This window comes from Lactococcus sp. dk101 (genome assembly GCF_009601055.1).
Classification (GTDB): domain Bacteria; phylum Bacillota; class Bacilli; order Lactobacillales; family Streptococcaceae; genus Lactococcus.
Genome location: NZ_WITI01000001.1, coordinates 53,050 through 72,205 on the forward strand (window position 1 = coordinate 53,050; position 19,156 = coordinate 72,205).

Consider the following 19,156-nt stretch of genomic DNA (forward strand, 5'->3'; position numbering starts at 1 on the left):
GAGGAAATTCACTTTCCTAAGAAATAAGGTAAAAAGAAATGACTCGATATGCTGTGGTCGATTTGGAAGCAACCGATGCTCATAGTTCTGAGAATAAAATAATACAGATTGGAATTGCTTTTGTTGAGCAGGGAGAAATTGTCGATACCTACACGACCGACGTCAACCCGCACGAGCCTTTGCTGCCCCGCATTCATGAGTTGACCGGTTTATCGGATAAACGCTTGAAAAAAGCACCTGATTTTGAGCAGGTAGCGGATGAAGTAGCAGCTTTATTGTCTGGCTGTGTTTTTGTCGCACACAATGCCAAGTTTGATTACAGTTTATTGGAAAAAAGTTTTCAACAGTTGGAAATGGATTTTTCAATGCCTCGGATTGATACGGTCGAATTGGCACGTATCTTTTTCCCGACCTTTGAAAAATACGGCATGGAAGCCTTAGGCGAAAAATTGAAATTAACGCATGACCACCCTCATGCAGCCATGTCTGACGCTTACGCAACTGCAGAGCTCTTGCTAAAAATTCAAGAACGCGTGCGCAGATTGCCAAGACGTGTCCTTGTGGAAATCGTCCAACATTCAGAAGATTTGCTATATGAAACGTCTGATTTTTTATTGGAACAGGTTGAATTCACCCGTTATAAACCGGGTGGTTTCGTACTTATCCACAATATTGCGACAAAAAAATTGCGTTCCATGAAAGTCAGAAAGAAGAAATCAACAGTACTTTCAACAGATTTTGTGGAAAACATGGCAGTTATCGGATTAAATGCACGTGAAAAGCAGCAAGAATTGGCTCGATACATGACACAATCACTGACTTATCCACAAACGGACTTTATTGAAGCACCAACGGGCATGGGGAAAACTTTTGGTTATCTCTTGCCATTGCTGGCAGAAGGCAAAAAATTGATTGTGTCCACACCGACAAAAATTTTGCAAAATCAGTTGATGCGTGATGTTGCACCAGTTTTGGCAAAAAAATTCGGGATCAAATTGGCAAAAATTGTAGGCAATCACAATTATATTTCCATTGAAAAATTTTCACAGCTCTTGCTTGAAACAGACGGGGGGAAAAATTTTGAATTATTCAAAATGAAAGTTTTGGTTTGGTTGACCGAAACGGTCACCGGCGAGCTAGACGAGCTGTCAAAAGTGATGACCAGCGAGGATTATTTGGCTGCCATTGCTTACGATGGAAATTTGCGTGAAAGCCAGATGCATTATGAGCAGGAATTTTGGCCAAAAGCCCAAGAAAAAGCGAAACATGCGCATGTAAAAGTGGTCAATCATGCCTATTTGATTGAACGTTTGGCGGATTATCCAGAAGATTTTATTGAAAATCGAACCTTGGTAGTGGATGAGGCACAACAACTTTTCCAAATCATGGAAAAAATGAATCAAAAATCCCTTCGCATTACAGATGAATTGGTCAAAATTGACAGCTCAGAATCGCAACTCGTCAAACGACTTCAAGAAAGTTTACTCTTCCAACTGAATAAAAAAGAACTTGATGTGGAAAAAATCAAATTGGACGCTCAAGAATTAGGCCTGTCAGCACTGACAGAACTTTTAGATGTGGAAAATCCAATCGTGTGGAAAGAAAATGACCAGCTTTTTGTTAGTCATCATGATTTCTATAATTTTGCACAACTTATCCCCAGTCAAACCAAGATTTACATGATTGGTGCCACTTTGTCGCTCAGTAAAAGCAATCCTTCTTTCCCAGAATTACTTGGCTTTTCGGATTATCGTTTTTACAAAATCGAGGGGCAACAGGCTAAAAATCAAGAAATGATTGCTGTTTCAGATGCTCCAAATGTGAAAAATACTTCGGTTATTGATTATGCACATTTTACGGCTGAAGCCATTTCAGAAATGGCCGAATTGGGCTTTCCCATCGTCGTTTTATTCACATCGAAAATGTCATTGACCTTTACAGCTGAAAAATTGTCAGCGGATGGCTGGCGAATTTTGGCGCAAGATATCAACGGAACGGCCGCTCAGATTAAGAAAAAATTTGATCGAGGAGAGAGTAAGATTTTACTTGGTCTGGGGTCTTTCTGGGAAGGTGTCGATTTTGAAAAACAGAAAAAGATGATTTTGGTCTTACCGAGATTGCCATTTTCAACTCCTGATGACATTTTGACCAAAAAATATGCCTCAAAATTTGACAATCCGTTTTATGAATTTAATGTGCCAATGGCGACGCTCAAAATGAAACAAGCCTTTGGACGCGTCAATCGGAAAGCCAAACAAAAATCAGTGGTTGTCGTTTTAGACAATCGGATTGCAGGAAAAAGTTACGCCAGCAAAATGCGGCGCAATTTATCTGAAGCAGTTCCATTAAAAATGCTGAATTTCAGCGAAACAATCAGCGAAATTCTGGAATTTTTGATATAATTGAGAATGATAAATTTATCCTTTGCGCACGATTATTTGCAAGAAAAGGATGAAATGATAAGCAGCCAAATGTGCGGCAAAATAAAATCTTGAAGATATAAAGAACGAAGAAAAGAGGAAAGGCAAATGAGAAAGCGGAGAATGAGTGTGACGGCACAAGTCACAATCGGCATTCTTTCTGTAGTCCTCGCCATTTATTTGGCAACGGCATTCTATTTTGGATCTGCCATTCATCCATTTACCTATTCACGTCAACAGGCGATTTCGATTGCTAAAGCAAATACCGACCTGAAAACGCCAGAAGCCTATGGCATGGCGACGACAAATCAAACCACTTATTCTGTCATTGGGCTGGATAAAAGTGGCAAAGAAATTGGCGTCATTATTCCCAAAGACAATAAAGACCTCGTTGTTGTCGATTTGGCAAAAGGAATTTCGCCAGAACGCTTGAAAGAAAGTACCACAACATCGATTGTTTTAGGATTGTATAAAAACAAACCCATTTGGCAAGTCAATAACCAAACAGGTTACAAAGTTTATGACTTTACAAGTGGAAAAAAATTGATGTAAACAGCGAAGATGGAGAATAAAAAATGAAAAAAATTTCAGATTTTGTACTTGGTATGGATGAATCGGTGACTTTGGCGGCTGCCAATCGCGCGAAACAACTTAAAAGTGAAGGACGCGACATCATTGATTTGACTTTGGGACAACCTGATTTTAAAACACCTGAAAATATTGGAAATGCAGCTATTGCTGCCATTCAAAATGGGAAAGCGAGTTTTTATACGCAGGCTGGCGGACTTCCAGAATTAAAAGCAGCAGTTCAATCTTATTTTGCTGATTTCTATGGTTATGCGATTGAAAAAAATCAAGTTTTGATTACAACGGGTGCAAAATTTGCACTCTATGCTTATTTTCAATCTGTACTTGATGCCGACGATGAAGTGATTATTCCAGCGCCATATTGGGTTTCTTATGTGGATCAAGTCAAGATGGCTGGCGGAAAACCTGTCATTGTCAAGGCGACACAGGAAAATCACTTCAAGGTTACTGTGGCTCAACTTGAGACTGTCATTACTGACAAGACTAAAGTTTTGCTTTTGAATTCGCCTTCTAATCCAACAGGGATGATTTATAGCAAAGCAGAGCTGACGGCAATTGGAAATTGGGCCGTTGAACATGATTTGCTGATATTGGCAGATGACATTTACTGTCATTTGATTTATGGAGATGCAAGTTTTACTGCGATTTCAAGCCTGTCAGAAGACATCAGAAAGCGGACCATGGTCATCAATGGGGCTTCAAAAACCTATGCCATGACAGGTTGGCGAATTGGCTTTGCTGTTGGGGATAGCGAAATTATCTCAGCAATGACCAAATTTGCCAGTCAAACTACATCAAATCCAACAGCTATCAGTCAGTATGCTACGATTGAAGCATTGACTGGCGACAAGAGCCAAATCGAATTCATGAGAAAAACATTTGAAGAACGCTTGAATACGATTTATCCGCTTTTGGCTGACATCCCAGGTTTTGAAGTTGTCAAACCAAATGGCGCCTTTTACCTTTTTCCAAAAGTGACAAAAGCAATGGAAATGAAAGGCTATACTGATGTTACTGCCTTCACGACAGCCATTTTAGAAGAAGCAGGTGTGGCTTTGGTCACAGGTGCAGGCTTTGGCTCACCTGAAAATGTCCGCTTGAGCTATTCGACAGATATGGACAGCCTCAAAGCAGCAGTTGAACGCATTAAAAACTGGATCAATTCAAGCAATCAATCCAGTGGAACGTCCAATTGACGCTGAGGGATAAAAAGTAAGGCAAAAGTAATGTTTGATGGATTGATTGGGTTTTCCCTATTATTTTTGATTTTTGAAACACCAAAGAAATCAACGAAAACTCGATTTTTTCTGCAAGGCATCCTTCGGATTATCATATTGGGTGCGGGGATAGCTTTAAGCGTATTTTTGATAATTCCATCCTTTACCCTTTCTTGGCGTGATTTTTGGTGGCTTTCATTGCTCGGCCTTTGGTCGGCTGTTTTCTGTGGCTATTTACTAATTAAGAACACTTATAATTCTGTCGTGAATTATAAAATGAAAGGCAAATAAAATGATTAATCAAGTCGGTGAAGCCGGTGGATTATATGCCCTTTTTTCAGCTACGCCTGTCGGCAGTAAACGGTTTTGGTTTTATTTTCACGGCTTTTGGCGTTTGTTGCTCACTTTATTGATGCTTGCCTTGGGCTATGCAGCGCTCTTTGATGAGTTTCCACAAAGAGAGTGGAAATTAGGAATTTTCACATTACTTTTAGCACTTATTTTTGTGCCACTTGGCATAATGAACACTGTAAATTCAATTTTAAATTATAGAAAGACTTTTAAAAAATGAAAGATTTAATTTCAATCGCGCGTGTTGGTGAACACGTTGGCGAAACTGTAAAAATCGGCGCTTGGGTTGCCGACAAATCTGGAAAAGGGAAACTCCAATTCCTTCAACTTCGTGATGGGACAGCATTTTTCCAAGCTGTTGTTTTCAAACCAACCATGATTGAAAAATATGGTGAAGAAGCAGGACTTGCAAAATTTGACGAAATCAAACATTTGTCACAAGAAACTTCTATCATTGTTACTGGAGTTGTCAAAGCTGACGAACGTTCAAAATTTGGCTATGAACTTGACGTAACGGATCTTGAAGTGGTTGGTCAATCAAGCGAATACCCTATCACACCAAAAGAACACGGAACAGACTTCTTGCTTGACCACCGTCATCTCTGGTTGCGTTCTAAAAAACAACAAGCTGTCATGATGGTGCGTAACGAAATCATCCGTGCGACTTATGAATTTTTCAACAAAGAAGGACACATCAAGATTGATACACCAATCTTGCAAGCGTCATCTGCCGAAGATTCAACAGAACTTTTCGAAATTGATTACTTTGGTCAACCTGTTTATCTTTCACAAACTGGTCAACTCTACCTCGAAGCTGCAGCAATGGCTTATGGTAAAGTCTTCAACTTTGGTCCTGTTTTCCGTGCTGAAAAATCTAAAACACGTCGTCATTTGACAGAATTTTGGATGATTGAACAAGAAGCAGCTTTCCAAACACACGAAGAATCACTTGATATTCAAGAAGCATATGTTAAATACATCATCCAAGGTGTTCTTGACAACTGCCAATCTTCACTTGAAGTCTTGGAACGTGACACAAGCTTGCTCCAAAAATATGTTGACCAACCTTTCAAACGTGTCCGTTATGACGAAGTTATTAGCATTTTGCAAGAACACGAAAAAGATGAAGACACAGTTTATGAACACATCGAAGCTGGAGATGACCTCGGCGCACCACATGAAGCCTTCATCTCAAACTACTTTGGTGTTCCAACTTTTGTCATGAACTACCCAACGGAAATCAAAGCCTTCTACATGAAACGTGAAGAAGGAAATCCTGAACGTGTTGTTTGTGCTGACCTTTTGGCACCAGAAGGTTATGGCGAAATCATCGGTGGTTCTGAACGTGAAGTGGACTATGATGTCCTCACACAAGTCATCAAAGACTGGAACTTGACTGCTGAAGAATATGACTGGTACATGGATTTGCGTCGTTTTGGTTCAGTACCACACTCAGGTTTCGGACTTGGTTTGGAACGTGCCATCACATTCATCACAGGAAACGAACATATCCGTGAAGCAATTCCATTCCCACGTATGATTAACCGTGTTCGTCCTTAATTTAAAGATAATGAAAAATCTGCTTTTTCAGCAGATTTTTTGCTAGGAGTGTTTATGGTTATACATAATAAAATGTACGGTCATGCCTTTAGAAAACTCAGATTATCGAAAGGATATTCACTTTCTTATTTTTCCAGAATAAATATTTCAAAAGCAACGATTTCAGATTTTGAAAATGGAAGAACAATCATAAATATTGAAAAATTAGATATGATGTTGAATGAAATGAATGTTAGTTTGAGCGAGTTTGATTTACTTTTGAATAATTATGTTCCTATTTTTCAAGAAGAATTTTTGCTTGAACTCGAAGAAGCGGATTATCATCAAAATCAAATTAAAATAAGAAAACTTTATGCTGAGGCGGCTGAGAGTTTTTACAAGTGGGAAGCTCTAGCGGCAAAAGCATGTCTGAAAGAATTGAGTCAATCCGATATCAATGAAATTTCTATTTTTATAAGAAATATCAAAGAATGGGGATATTTCGAACTTACTTTTGCTTATTTTGTCGTAGAATGGCTAAAAACTGACCTCATTGTCGAAGTGATGAACGATTTTGAACGTAAGAATAAAAATGAATACATCATTGCTAAATATAGAAGAAGGTTATTTCAGATTATTTATCGTATTATTGAAATATTCATTTTTAGAGATGAAGAAAGTAAAGCCCGTGTTTTAATCAAATATGTAGAGAGATATCATCATACTGAGGAATTCTATAGTTTTATTTTGAATGCTTTAGCAAAAAGTTTTATTCAATATCGTTTTGAAGACAAAGTAGAAGCAACTCTAAAAATCAATCGTTTACTTGCTTTTTTAGAAGAGGTGGACTGTCACGTGATGAAAAAATACTACGAAAATAAATTTAATGAATTAAAAAAAGTAAAATAAAAGCTGTTCGATATTTCGAACGGCTTTTTTACAGCATGATGAAGTAAAAAGAATATAATTTGAGGTGTAGAAAAAAGTATTGTCAATAAATAAAAAAATAATAAGAGGATGAAAGTTCCTCAAAAAAATATAGGAGGCTAATATGATGAAAATTAGCACACTCACAAGAAGATTTATCCTTTCGTTAGTTCTCTTATTGTCTGTATTTTCGCTTGTGGCTTGCGCACAGAAGACAAAAATAAGTACCACAAAATCTTCACAATCAAGTTCAAGTGCAAAAAAATCAACCTACCCAGAAGTGACAAATCTCACTGTTAATAATATTTTGCGTGCCTATCCAACGCTTTCCTCTTTTGATAAAATATTCCTTAATCCTAAAGTTAATGCCTATCCTATGAGTGACATCAATAACCAAAAATGGCTAAAAATTGACAATAATGGACAAAAAGGAGGTTTGATTAGTGTTCCAAAAGGGGCAACGGCGACGACAGTAGTTACCACAGATAGCAAGGGAAAACCGATTTATGCCAATGACCCACGGATTGCGACGATTGCTCAAATCCGCGCTGCGCTAAAAGCGCGTGATGAAGGGAAATTGAAGTGAAGGGGAGCCTGTCAGCTCTGACAAACAACAAAGTGTTCATGACAGAAAAATTCTCAAATTTGGGAATTTTTTTGTGTTCAAAATTTTCGGGTGTATAATGATTTCAGATAGAAAGTGAGGAATTTTTAATGAAAAATTTAAAAATTATTTTGGGAACTTTAGTCGGCTTTTTTATCATTCAAAGTCTAGTTACAAAAATTTTTGCAGGAATTTTACAACGGTATATTGGAACAAATGTGACCAAATCATTTTTGCTTCAAGCCATTTTTGAAGTGATAATGCTGCTTTTATTCATTTTTGTGAACCGAAAATTCCTCAAACAAAAAATGTTGCTTGAGCATTATCACTATGGAAAAGGTTTTGGTTTGCTGGGCTATTCGTGGTTTCTCTTGCTGGAGTTGGTCTTGATGTTTTCTCTTGGGATTAGAAAAAATAGCTTGTCTTTAGTTGCCATTTTCATGGTGCTTTTACTTGCCCTCTTGGTTGGGATTGCAGAGGAGTATATTTTCCGCGGATTAATCCTAGGTGGTTTGGTGTCAAGTGGCAAGTCGGTTGGCTTTGCGCTGATAGTTTCGTCACTCTTGTTTGCTTGCACGCATTTTGTCAATCTTTTTCATAACAGCTTTTACAATGTCGGTTTGCAAGTGCTTTACGTTATTCCGATGGGCTTTTTGATTGGGCTTATTTACATCAAATCAAATAATATCGTCTATGCTATTATTTTTCATGCCATTCAAGATTTTTCTTCTATGGTTATCACGGGTGGACAGATGAATTCAACGGTTGCAACGCCTCAGTCTGTCTTAGTGGTCTATCTCATTTTTGGCACCTTAGCTTTGACCTATTATTTAACAGGAACGAAACAAATCGCTCTCTTTAAATCCCGCTTACAAATGCCTGTCAGCACTGACAAAATAGGAAATTAACGAAAAAATTGGAAAAAAAGTGACTTCGTCATTTTTTTGCTATAATTAGAGCATGGAAATGAACGATTATCAAGAAAAAATTGTAAAATTTGATTTGAATGGCGACATTCGTGACCTTTCACAAGTCGATTTTGCCCTCATTGACAAGATTTTAGGACTTTCAGGCGAATCAGGCGAGGTTGCTGACAAAATAAAAAAAGTGATGCGTGACCAAAATGGACAAATTACGCCAACTGATAAACTGGCGCTCTGTAAAGAACTGGGCGATGTCCTTTGGTATCTGGCAAGTACAGCTCGTTATCTGGGGATTGATTTGGAAAGTCTCGCACAAGGAAACATTGATAAATTAGAAAGTCGTCTGGAACGTGGAAAAATAAATGGAAGTGGAGATGAACGATGAAAATTTTAATCGTTGCAGGAATGCCAGTGGATTTCTCATTGCTTTCTTATGATTTTCTTATCGGAGTGGATTATGGCAATGTCAACCTGCTTGCCCAAGGTCTAAAACCAGATGTGGCAGTAGGAGATTTTGACTCTGTCAGCCCTGACGAATTTGAGAAAATCCAAAAAGCAAGCGGAAAACTCGTCAAACTCCCTGCCCAAAAGGATGATACAGATTTGGAAGTTGCTCTTGACCTTGCTTTTGAACAATTTCCTAATGCAGAAATTCAAATCGTTGGTGCATTGGGTGGGCGAATGGATCATTTTTTGAACAATATTTTTCTACCAACAACTGCTCGTTATCGTCAACACGCGGAGCAAATTTCACTGGTTGATGAACAAAATGCCATCTTTTATTTGCCTGCTGGACGTCATCATTTACAAGCACTTCCGACCATGAAATACATCGGTTTTATGCAGCTTGATACGGGTGATAGTTTGGCGATAGAAAGTGCCAAATATCCGCTCAAGGCGGAGGACAACTTCAAAACAATCTATACGAGTAACGAGTTTATCGGTCAAGAAATGACGGTCACTATTGATAAAGGCATGCTGATTGTGATTTATACTAAGGATAAAAAGTGAAAATAATAAGAAGGCGTTTTCTTATGATTAAGACATTTTTCTCTTAAAAATGATAAAATAAAAAGAATAGCTTGTGAAAATTTCTGATAAAATAAAAATTTTCATAAGAAAAAATGAAAATAAGTGAAATTAGTTAGGATTAAATGAAATGATTATTGGAATTATTGGTGCCACATCAAATATTGCGAGCAAAGCATATCTTCCTGTTTATGCTGCTTTGCAGGATGAGCATCGTTTTATTCTTTATTCTCGAGATTGGAATAAGGCAGAGGAAGTACGCAAAAAATACAAATTTGAGTACGCGACAACGGATCTTGCAGCACTTGAAACGGTTGATTTAGTTATCATTCATGCAGCAACCAGTTCGCATTTTGAGCTTGCCAAACGCTATTTGGCAGCGGGGGTTCATGTTTTGATGGACAAGCCACTTTCTGAAAATTATGAGGAAGTAAAAACACTTTATCAATTAGCAGAAGCACATCAGGTTCTGTTTGTAATTGCCTTCAATCGACGCTTTGCGCCACAAACACAAAAATTGAAAGCCATTCCTCATAAAAATTTCATCAAAATCACAAAAAACTTAGCACAACATAATGGAAATCTCACTTTCCAACTGTACGATATTTTCAGTCACCCACTTGATACATTGGTTTATTTGCTTGACGATGAAATAAAAACACACCATGCACATATCAAATTGGACGCCAAAGGACAGCTGGAGCGCGCCGTCGTTTATCTTGAAACCGAGACAAGCATGGGGATTGCCAGCATGAATTTGAATTCAGGCGCTTACCGTGAAACCTTTGAAGTCGAAGCCAAAGGGCAGACGGCTATTGTTTCTGACCTGTCAGAGCTGACAAGCTTTACGGGGATTGACCAAGTCAAATCTGGTCTTAATGGATGGAGTTCGGCCACTTATACACGTGGCTTTGACGCGATTGTTCTGGGCGTTTTGGAGGCAATCACCCAATATACTCCTGAGAAACGTGAGCTTTTGATGGAAAATTTGAAACAGAAAAATGTCATGACAACGCACGAAATAATTGCGGGCATGCTCGAAAAAATTAAGATTGAAAAATAAAAAGAAATAACTTGTCAGTTCTGACAAGTTTTTTTAGTTCCAATTTAACGAATGCATTTACGAATGAAACGAAAAAGGCTTTTTTCTCAGCTTTAAAATCTCAAATTATGATAAAATATGAATATGAATATCGAGTTGAAAATTAAAGAATTGACGGAACTTTTGAATAAGTACGCCTTTGAATATTACACAAAAGACACGCCATCCGTTGAAGATAGCGAATATGACCGTCTCTATCGTGAATTGGAGACGTTGGAGCAAGAAAATCCACAACTTGTCCGTGCGGACTCACCGACACATCGCACGGGTGATGTTGTTTTGTCAGGCTTTGAAAAATTTCAGCACCCTTACAATCTCTACAGTTTGGGCGATGTTTTTTCGCGTGAAGAATTGGCGAGTTGGGAAGAACGTATCAGAAAAGATGTCCCAAATCCTGAATATATTTGTGAATTAAAGATTGACGGATTGTCACTTTCTTTATACTACGAACAAGGCGTTTTAGTGACAGCTGCGACCCGAGGAGACGGCTCGATTGGCGAGAATATCACTGAAAATGTGAAAAGAATTAAAGATGTCCCATTGAAGCTGTCTGAACCCATTGATATTGTGGTTCGTGGCGAGGCTTATTTGCCGCGGAAAAATTTTGCTAAATTAAATGATGAGCGTGAACTCGAAGGCCTTTCAGCTTTTGCAAACCCTAGAAATGCAGCAGCTGGGACCCTGCGTCAGTTGGACACAAAAGTGGTCAGCAAACGTGGCTTGGCAACATTTTTATATCAAGAAGCAAGTCCTGCGACAAATGATACGCAAGAAGAAGTGCTGGAATACTTTGAAAAACTAGGCTTTGTCGTCAATCCAGAGCGCAAATTTGCCAAAAATATGGACGAAATTTGGGAATTTATCGAACGTGCCACAGCTATGCGTGACCAGTTGGCATACGATATTGATGGCGTTGTTATCAAGGTCAATGACTTGGCAACGCAAGAAGAATTAGGCTTTACAGTCAAAGCACCACGCTGGGCCATCGCCTACAAGTTTCCTGCTGAATTGGCAGAAACAGAAGTCTTATCTGTGGATTGGACAGTTGGGCGAACGGGTGTCGTAACACCAACTGCTAACATGACACCAGTCACATTGGCACAAACGACCGTTTCACGTGCAACCTTGCATAATGTTGATTACATTCATGAAAAAGACATCAGAATTGGTGATAAAGTCTTGATTTACAAGGCTGGCGACATCATTCCTGCAGTGCAACGGGTCTTGTTTGACAAACGCAAAACGGGCTTAAAAGAAATGGAAATTCCAACCCAATGCCCAGAATGTGCGTCAGATTTGTTGCATTTTGAAGATGAAGTGGCTTTACGCTGTGTCAATCCGCTTTGTCCTGCTCAAAATCGAGAAAAGCTCATTCATTTTGCGTCACGAAATGCCATGAATATTATGGGACTTGGCCCAAGTGTAATTGCGCAGCTCTTTGACAAAAAATTGATTGTTGACGTGGCTGACTTGTATGCCTTAACCCCTGAAAAATTGGCTGCTTTGGATAAAATACAAGAAAAATCAGCTCAGAAAATTGTCGATGCTATTCAAGCCAGTCGTGAAAATTCGGCAGAAAAATTACTTTTCGGACTAGGCATTCGTCATGTTGGTTCAAAAGCAGCTAAATTATTGCTCGAACAATTCCTAAATCTTAGAAAACTTGCCCAAGCCAGCGAAGAAGAAATTGCTGCAATTCCTTCACTCGGAGGGGTGATTGCAACTGCGGTGACCACTTACTTTGATACCGAAGGTGCAAAGCGTCTTCTTGATGAATTGGAACATGCAGGGCTTAATTTTGACTATTTGGGGGCAGTTGTCAGTGCTGACAGCATTTTGTCAGGAAAAACAGTTGTTCTGACAGGAAAATTAACAACTTTGACCCGCAATGAAGCTAAAGAAAAACTTGAAAATTTGGGAGCAAATGTTTCAGGTTCAGTGTCTAAAAAAACGTCACTCGTTGTTGCTGGCGCGGACGCTGGCTCAAAATTAACAAAGGCGCAAGCACTTGGCATTGAGATTTGGTCAGAAGAAGATTTGGTTAATTTATAAGTTATAGGGGAAAATAAGGTATAATATAGAGTATATTTAAAAAAAGTATTGTTTAAGATGAGAGAAAAATGAAAGAAAGAAAACTTCGGGCGCGCTTGATTTATAATCCCTCAAGCGGTCAAGAAATCATGAAGAAAAATGTTGCTGATGTGCTGGAAAAACTGGAGAGTTTCGGCTATGAAGCATCAGCATTTCAAACGAAAATTTCACCAAAATCTGCTGAAATTGAGGCAGATCGTGCGACAAAAGATGGCTTTGATTTGATTGTGGCTGCTGGTGGAGACGGAACAATTAACGAAGTTGTCAGCGGAATTTCTGGCAATGAAAAACGTCCTAAATTAGCCATCATTCCTGCCGGAACGACCAATGACTTTGCGCGTGCCTTGAAAATTCCACGTAATAATCCGATCGATGCTGTTGATATTATTGGGAAAAATCAAACCTTGAAAGTTGATGTTGGCGTTGCTACACCGATTGGAAAAGACAGTAAATATTTCATCAATATCGCTGCCGGTGGTGCTTTAACAGAGCTGACTTACAGTGTTCCAAGCAATTTGAAAACCATGTTTGGCTATTTGGCTTATTTGTCTAAAGGGGCTGAACTTTTGCCACGTGTCAAATGTGAAAAGGTCAGAGTAACACATGATCAAGGCGTATTTGAAGGTAAAATGTCCATGTTTTTTGTGGCGCTGACGAATTCTGTCGGTGGCTTTGAAAAAATTGCTCCCGATGCAAAACTGGATGATGGAAAATTCACCTTGATTTTGGTCAAAACGGACAAATTGTTTGAGCTGATTGCCCTCTTAGGAATGGTCGCTAATGGTTCTGGGAAACACGTGAATGATGTTAATGTTGAATATATTAAGACTTCTCATTTGAAAGTTGAACCCCTTGAGCAAAAACGTCCAACTCTTATCAATTTAGATGGCGAATTTGGTGGCGAAGCACCTGTCGAATTTGATAATTTAAAAAATCATATCGAAATGTTTGTCAATCTTGATGAAATTAACGATTTGAATTATATCGGCGACGATGAAGAGACGCTTGCCTTTGAAGCAGTTGCTCAAAAATTTGCTGAAGAAGCGGATCGTATGAAAAGTGAATAAATCAAAACCTGTCATTACTGACAGGTTTTTTTGTGCAAGTTGTACATTTTTTCTGGGCAACAGTGATATTGCGCCAAGAAAACGTTTGCAGTAAAATGGACTTATCAAATAAATATTTGGAGAAGCTCATGACTACACTTAGTTTAGAAAAAATTTACAAAAAATATCCTTCTGCAACACAATATTCTGTTGAAGATTTCAACTTGGATGTTAAAGATAAAGAATTTATCGTTTTCGTCGGCCCTTCAGGTTGTGGTAAATCAACAACATTGCGTATGGTTGCTGGACTTGAAGACATTACTGAAGGTGAATTCAAAATTGATGGCAAACTCATGAATGACGTTGCACCAAAAGACCGCGACATCGCCATGGTTTTTCAAAACTACGCTTTGTATCCACACATGACTGTTTTTGATAACATGGCATTTGGTTTGAAATTGCGTAAATTCAAAAAAGATGACATCAAAAAACGTGTTGAAGAAGCAGCTGCTATTCTTGGATTGACAGACATGCTTGATCGTAAACCTGCTGACTTGTCAGGTGGTCAACGTCAACGTGTTGCCATGGGACGTGCCATTGTCCGTGATGCAAAAGTCTTCTTGATGGATGAACCTTTGTCAAACTTGGACGCAAAACTCCGTGTTTCTATGCGTACTGAAATTGCTAAAATTCACCGTCGTATCGGTGCTACTACAATCTACGTAACGCACGACCAAACTGAAGCAATGACACTTGCTGACCGTATCGTTATCATGTCATCATCTCCAAACTCTGATAAGACAGGTACTGTTGGACGTGTTGAACAAATCGGTACTCCTCAAGAACTTTACAATGAACCAGCTAACAAATTCGTTGCCGGCTTCATCGGTTCTCCTGCCATGAACTTCTTCAATGTTAAATTCTCTGGCAATAAATTGACCAATGCTGAAGGCATCAACATTGACCTTCCAGAAGGCAAACAAAAATTGCTCAAAGATCAAGGATATGAAGGAAAAGAAGTAATTCTCGGTATCCGTCCAGAAGATATCCAATCAAGCAACCTTGCTCAACAAGCTTATCCAAATCAAAATGTTGAAGCTGAAGTAGTTGTATCAGAACTTCTCGGAGCTGAAACAATGCTTTACTTGAAAGCAGGTTCTACTGAATTTGTTTCTCGTGTTGAAGCACGCGATTTCCGCGACCCAGGTGAAAAAATCACTGTTGCCTTGAACCTTAACAAAGCACACTTCTTCGATGTGGAAACTGAAAAACGCATTCACGAATAAGAAGTTAACCCAAGTTTTCCTCTTAATAAAGTCCTGTCAGAGCTGACAGGGCTTTTTTGGCTCAACCAAGCCATTGGCAAGGAGTGTCAAAGTTAATTGACACAGTGTTGTCTAACTATTTCACAAAGAAAATGCTAGAATGAAGATGAGGAAACAGTTGTTTTTTTCGTTTGCTCAAGTTCTAAACGCTGTTTTTGAAAGTTACATCGTAACAGATTAGAAAAGTCAAAATTTATAAGAAGACGCAAAGCACTTGTTCATTTTATTGGAGAAATTCATAGACGAAATTCACCGACACCGGATTTTGTGACAAAAAGGACAAATAATCGCTCTGCTGAAAGGTTTATAAAATGTCAAAACAAAAAACAATGGACGGGAACATGGCGGCAGCACACATTGCTTATGCCTTTTCAGAGATTGGGGTTATCTATCCCATAACACCAAGTTCGCCAATGGCTGACTATACGGACGCTTGGGCGACTGCAGGTCGAAAAAACATCTGGGGACAGACCGTCAAAATTACAGAATTACAATCAGAAGCCGGTGCAGCAGGTGCCATGCACGGTGTTCTGAAAGCAGGAAGTTTAGCAACGACTTATACAGCCTCTCAAGGCCTCCTTTTGATGTTGCCAAACATGTACAAAATGGCAGGCGAATTATTACCTGCGGTCATTCATGTGGCTGCGCGTGCCGTGGCGACTGGTGCGCTTAATATTTTTGGTGATCAGTCTGATGTAATGGCGGCACGTTCGACAGGATTTGCCATGCTTGCTGAAAGTTCAGTTCAAGAAGTAATGGATTTATCAGCAGTCGCACATTTAGCGGCGATTGAAGGCTCTGTTCCATTTTTAAATTTCTTTGACGGCTTTAGAACTTCTCACGAAATCCAAAAAATTGAAGTGCTTGATTATGAAGAATTAGCTCCTTTACTCAATCAAGAAAAACTTGATGAATTTCGAAGCCTTGCCATGAATCCTGATCACCCAACCGTGTCAGGAACCAATCAAAATACAGATATTTACTTCCAACAACGTGAAGTGGTCAATGCTTATTATGACAAATTACCTGCCATTGTTGAAAAATATATGAGGAAAATCAACCAACTTCGTGGCACGTCTTACGATTTGGTCAATTATTACGGTGCTAGCGATGCTGAAATGGTCATCGTCAGTATGGGCTCTGTCGCAGGAACCATCATGCAAACAGTCGATTATCTCAATGCCAATGGGCGTAAAGTTGGCTTTTTAAACATGCACTTGTACCGTCCATTTCCAGCCGAGAAATTACTTGAAAAATTGCCAAAAACGGTCAAAGCGGTTGCTGTTCTTGATCGGACTAAAGAATCTGGCTCAAATGGCGAACCTTTGTTCTTGGATGTTCAGAGTGCCTTGTATGAAAAACAGCTCAAAATTATTGGTGGACGTTATGGCGTTGGTGGGAAAGAAACACGACCAGAACATATTGTGGCAGTTTTTGATGAACTTGAAAATGCAATTCCAAAACGAACCTTTACGATTGGCATTACTGATGACGTGACAGATTTGTCTCTCAATACAGAAAAAACATTAGATTTGACACCTGTCAGCACTTATCAAGCCAAGTTTTGGGGCTTTGGTTCTGACGGAACAGTCGGTGCCAATAAAGCAGCTATCAAAATCATTGGTGACCATACAGACAAATTTGTCCAAGGTGCCTTTGAATATGACTCGAAAAAATCAGGTGGTTTGACAGTAAGTCATTTGCGTTTTGGAAATGAAGCCATCTTGTCTGAATACATGCAAGTCAGTTCGGACTTTATTTCTTGTTCCAATGCAACTTATATCCGCAAATATGACCTGCTCAAAGGTCTAAAAGACGGAGGTATTTTCTTATTGAATACTTCCTGGTCAGATGAAAAATTAGATAAAAATCTGCCTGCAAGCTTGAAACATGAACTTGCCAGCCGAAAGATTCAATTTTATAGTATTGATGCCATGAAGATTGCTCATCAAAATGGATTGGAACGTCGGATCAATACCATTATGCAGGTGGCCTTCTTCAAATTAACCGAAATCATGCCTTTTGATGATGTTTATGGCTTGCTGCGAAAAGATGCGCAAAAATATGCCAAGAAATCGCCAACGATTGTAGAACAAAATTTGAATGCTATGGAAGCAGCTTTGGCAGGACTTCATCGGGTTGAAATTCCAGAAAGCTGGACAGAAATGGTTGAAAAACCTGCTGAAAAGCCAGAATTGACCACAGCCAAGAAGCAATACGTTTTTAATTTCTTAGACAAAGTCAATGCTTTTGAGGGCGATCGTTTGACCGTCAAGGACATGGTCGATAATGGCTTGACGCGAGGCAGTTCCCCTACCGGAACAGCAGCTGTTGAAAAACGGGGCATTGCTCTTGAGGTGCCTGAATGGAATGCTGCAGCTTGTATCCAATGTAACGAATGTGCCTTTGTTTGTCCGCACGCTGCCATTCGTCCATTTTTGGCAGACGAAGATGAGTGGAATGTAGCACCTGACGGCTTTAAGGTCATGGATTATAAGAATTCTGATGGCTTGTCTTATCGCATTCAGGTTTCCGTCGAAGATTGTACAGGTTGTGGTTTGTGTGTCGAAGCCTGCCCTAAAAAAGGTGAAGCACTTAAAATGATGCCTTATGAAAGTCAAAAAGACCAAGCGGTTAACTGGGCTTTTGCCATGACTTTAAAAACAAAAGAAAACCCAATGGGCAGTCGCTTATCTCCTGTCAGCACTCAGTTTAATCAACCTTTGTTTGAATTTTCAGGTGCTTGTTCTGGTTGTGGCGAAACGCCATATATTAAACTTTTGACGCAAATGTTTGGCGATCGGATGATGATTTCAAATGCAACAGGTTGCAGCTCAATTTACGGAGGAACGCAAGCCACACCTTACAGCACAAATGCTGACGGACAAGGGCCCGCTTGGTCAAATTCACTGTTTGAAGATAATGCAGAATACGGCTACGGCATGCATTTGGCAAGTGTCTCAAGACGTCAAAAATTGGCTGATGAAGTTTTGTCAGCACTGACAGATATGTCAGATGACTTGCAAGAATTGGCAAAAGACTGGGCATTGCATTTGTTTGACAGTGAAGGAACACGTGCCAGAGCCGAAAAAATGAAAGCCATGCTTGCGTCAGAACATTTCAATTCAGATCGTTTGGACAAGATTTATGCTCAAAAAGATCAATTTGTTAAACCAACCCAATGGATTTTCGGTGGTGACGGTTGGGCTTACGATATTGGTTTTGGTGGTCTTGACCACGTGATTGCTTCTGGTGCAGACGTCAACATTTTGGTGATGGACAACGAAGTTTATGCCAATACTGGCGGTCAAGTCAGCAAGGCAACGCCGGCTAGTGCCATTGCACAATTTGCTTCAGGTGGAAAATCAGGTGCCAAAAAAGATTTGGGTGCCATGGCCATGACTTATGGTGATGTTTATGTGGCGCAGATTGCTTCAGGTGCCAATATGATGCAGACCATCAAGGCATTTGACGAAGCTGAAAAACATAAAGGCCCAAGCCTTATCATTGCTTACACGCCTTGTATTTCACATGGTCTTTATGCGGGAATGCACATGGTGCTTGATGAAGCCAAACAGGCGGTCAACAGTGGCTATTGGCAACTGTATCGCTACAATCCTGAACTTGAAGAAGCAGGCAAAAATCCATTTACTTTGGATTTCAAACGTCCTGATTTCAGTCAAGTGCGTGACCTTTTATTGAAACAATCACGCTTTGGCAATCTTTTAAAAGTCAATAAAGAACATGCTGAAGCGCTGTACGAAAAAGCCGCAACAGACAGTCGGAAACGTTTCTTGCGTTACGCTAGAATGTCAGGCGACTATGAAAAATTCATGGCGAGACAAGCAAAAGAAAATCCTTCTTCTGAAGGAGAAACGATAACGGAAAAACCTGCGAAAAAAGAGCGGGTTGTTGACCCCGAACGTGAGGCGAGACGGGCTGCCAGAAAAGCCGAGCGCCTTGCCAAAGAAAAATAAAAGTAAAAATAGTTTTG

The 19,156-nt window shown here is 39.5% G+C and carries 15 protein-coding genes; all 15 read left to right on the plus strand.

All coding sequences use genetic code 11. The annotated features are described in order from the left end of the window. Positions 1 to 38 precede the first annotated feature (38 nt). Complete coding sequence (locus GHI45_RS00335) at positions 39 to 2,402, plus strand: helicase C-terminal domain-containing protein (protein WP_147779171.1); 2,364 nt, start codon at positions 39 to 41, stop codon at positions 2,400 to 2,402. Positions 2,403 to 2,528: 126 nt separating this feature from the next. Beyond that, on the plus strand, positions 2,529 to 2,972 hold the full coding sequence (locus GHI45_RS00340) for a DUF5590 domain-containing protein (RefSeq protein ID WP_147779172.1): 444 nt from the start codon (positions 2,529 to 2,531) through the stop codon (positions 2,970 to 2,972). A gap of 23 nt (positions 2,973 to 2,995) precedes the next feature. Further along, the gene (locus GHI45_RS00345; RefSeq protein WP_147779173.1) at positions 2,996 to 4,204 is read left to right on the plus strand and encodes a pyridoxal phosphate-dependent aminotransferase; all 1,209 of its coding nucleotides are present in this window, start codon (positions 2,996 to 2,998) and stop codon (positions 4,202 to 4,204) included. 313 nt (positions 4,205 to 4,517) lie between these two features. Next, on the plus strand, positions 4,518 to 4,796 hold the full coding sequence (locus tag GHI45_RS00350) for a hypothetical protein (RefSeq protein ID WP_147779174.1): 279 nt from the start codon (positions 4,518 to 4,520) through the stop codon (positions 4,794 to 4,796). Next, positions 4,793 to 6,136, plus strand: coding sequence for an asparagine--tRNA ligase (asnS, locus tag GHI45_RS00355; RefSeq protein ID WP_147779175.1), 1,344 nt, complete (start codon positions 4,793 to 4,795; stop codon positions 6,134 to 6,136). The genes GHI45_RS00350 and asnS overlap by 4 nt, the downstream gene beginning before the upstream one ends. A gap of 54 nt (positions 6,137 to 6,190) precedes the next feature. Beyond that, positions 6,191 to 7,024 (plus strand): helix-turn-helix domain-containing protein, encoded by an 834-nt coding sequence (locus GHI45_RS00360; protein ID WP_147779176.1) that lies wholly within the window; start codon positions 6,191 to 6,193, stop codon positions 7,022 to 7,024. A gap of 142 nt (positions 7,025 to 7,166) precedes the next feature. Then, positions 7,167 to 7,628 carry a hypothetical protein gene (locus GHI45_RS00365; protein WP_147779177.1) on the plus strand — a complete coding sequence of 154 codons (462 nt, stop codon included), beginning with the start codon at positions 7,167 to 7,169 and terminating at the stop codon, positions 7,626 to 7,628. Between the two features lie 128 nt (positions 7,629 to 7,756). Beyond that, a complete protein-coding gene (locus tag GHI45_RS00370) occupies positions 7,757 to 8,554 on the plus strand; it encodes a CPBP family intramembrane glutamic endopeptidase (RefSeq protein WP_147779178.1) in 798 nt (265 codons plus the stop codon). Between the two features lie 52 nt (positions 8,555 to 8,606). After that, complete coding sequence (locus GHI45_RS00375) at positions 8,607 to 8,954, plus strand: nucleoside triphosphate pyrophosphohydrolase family protein (protein ID WP_147779179.1); 348 nt, start codon at positions 8,607 to 8,609, stop codon at positions 8,952 to 8,954. Continuing rightward, positions 8,951 to 9,580: a thiamine diphosphokinase gene (locus tag GHI45_RS00380; protein ID WP_147779180.1), complete on the plus strand. Its 630-nt coding sequence runs from the start codon at positions 8,951 to 8,953 to the stop codon at positions 9,578 to 9,580. The genes GHI45_RS00375 and GHI45_RS00380 overlap by 4 nt, the downstream gene beginning before the upstream one ends. Before the next feature lie 148 nt (positions 9,581 to 9,728). Beyond that, positions 9,729 to 10,661 (plus strand): Gfo/Idh/MocA family protein, encoded by a 933-nt coding sequence (locus GHI45_RS00385; RefSeq protein ID WP_147779181.1) that lies wholly within the window; start codon positions 9,729 to 9,731, stop codon positions 10,659 to 10,661. A gap of 123 nt (positions 10,662 to 10,784) precedes the next feature. Next, positions 10,785 to 12,752: an NAD-dependent DNA ligase LigA gene (gene ligA, locus GHI45_RS00390; protein ID WP_147779182.1), complete on the plus strand. Its 1,968-nt coding sequence runs from the start codon at positions 10,785 to 10,787 to the stop codon at positions 12,750 to 12,752. Positions 12,753 to 12,820: 68 nt separating this feature from the next. After that, positions 12,821 to 13,858, plus strand: a complete 1,038-nt coding sequence (locus GHI45_RS00395) for a diacylglycerol kinase family lipid kinase (RefSeq protein WP_147779183.1) — start codon at positions 12,821 to 12,823, stop codon at positions 13,856 to 13,858. Positions 13,859 to 13,986: 128 nt separating this feature from the next. Continuing rightward, the gene (locus GHI45_RS00400) at positions 13,987 to 15,123 is read left to right on the plus strand and encodes an ABC transporter ATP-binding protein (RefSeq protein ID WP_147779184.1); all 1,137 of its coding nucleotides are present in this window, start codon (positions 13,987 to 13,989) and stop codon (positions 15,121 to 15,123) included. A gap of 350 nt (positions 15,124 to 15,473) precedes the next feature. Then, positions 15,474 to 19,139 carry a pyruvate:ferredoxin (flavodoxin) oxidoreductase gene (gene nifJ, locus GHI45_RS00405; RefSeq protein WP_147779185.1) on the plus strand — a complete coding sequence of 1,222 codons (3,666 nt, stop codon included), beginning with the start codon at positions 15,474 to 15,476 and terminating at the stop codon, positions 19,137 to 19,139. Positions 19,140 to 19,156 lie beyond the last annotated feature (17 nt).

Excerpts from the sequence above, each read along its gene's own strand:
- GHI45_RS00395 (WP_147779183.1), top strand. The coding sequence starts at position 12,821 with ATGAAAGAAAGAAAACTTCGGGCGCGCTTGATTTATAATCCCTCAAGC.
- GHI45_RS00375 (WP_147779179.1), top strand. The coding sequence starts at position 8,607 with ATGGAAATGAACGATTATCAAGAAAAAATTGTAAAATTTGATTTGAAT.
- GHI45_RS00380 (WP_147779180.1), top strand. The coding sequence starts at position 8,951 with ATGAAAATTTTAATCGTTGCAGGAATGCCAGTGGATTTCTCATTGCTT.
- GHI45_RS00350 (WP_147779174.1), top strand. The coding sequence starts at position 4,518 with ATGATTAATCAAGTCGGTGAAGCCGGTGGATTATATGCCCTTTTTTCA.
- GHI45_RS00385 (WP_147779181.1), top strand. The coding sequence starts at position 9,729 with ATGATTATTGGAATTATTGGTGCCACATCAAATATTGCGAGCAAAGCA.
- ligA (WP_147779182.1), top strand. The coding sequence starts at position 10,785 with ATGAATATCGAGTTGAAAATTAAAGAATTGACGGAACTTTTGAATAAG.
- asnS (WP_147779175.1), top strand. The coding sequence starts at position 4,793 with ATGAAAGATTTAATTTCAATCGCGCGTGTTGGTGAACACGTTGGCGAA.
- GHI45_RS00345 (WP_147779173.1), top strand. The coding sequence starts at position 2,996 with ATGAAAAAAATTTCAGATTTTGTACTTGGTATGGATGAATCGGTGACT.
- GHI45_RS00360 (WP_147779176.1), top strand. The coding sequence starts at position 6,191 with ATGGTTATACATAATAAAATGTACGGTCATGCCTTTAGAAAACTCAGA.
- nifJ (WP_147779185.1), top strand. The coding sequence starts at position 15,474 with ATGTCAAAACAAAAAACAATGGACGGGAACATGGCGGCAGCACACATT.
- GHI45_RS00365 (WP_147779177.1), top strand. The coding sequence starts at position 7,167 with ATGATGAAAATTAGCACACTCACAAGAAGATTTATCCTTTCGTTAGTT.
- GHI45_RS00340 (WP_147779172.1), top strand. The coding sequence starts at position 2,529 with ATGAGAAAGCGGAGAATGAGTGTGACGGCACAAGTCACAATCGGCATT.
- GHI45_RS00370 (WP_147779178.1), top strand. The coding sequence starts at position 7,757 with ATGAAAAATTTAAAAATTATTTTGGGAACTTTAGTCGGCTTTTTTATC.
- GHI45_RS00335 (WP_147779171.1), top strand. The coding sequence starts at position 39 with ATGACTCGATATGCTGTGGTCGATTTGGAAGCAACCGATGCTCATAGT.
- GHI45_RS00400 (WP_147779184.1), top strand. The coding sequence starts at position 13,987 with ATGACTACACTTAGTTTAGAAAAAATTTACAAAAAATATCCTTCTGCA.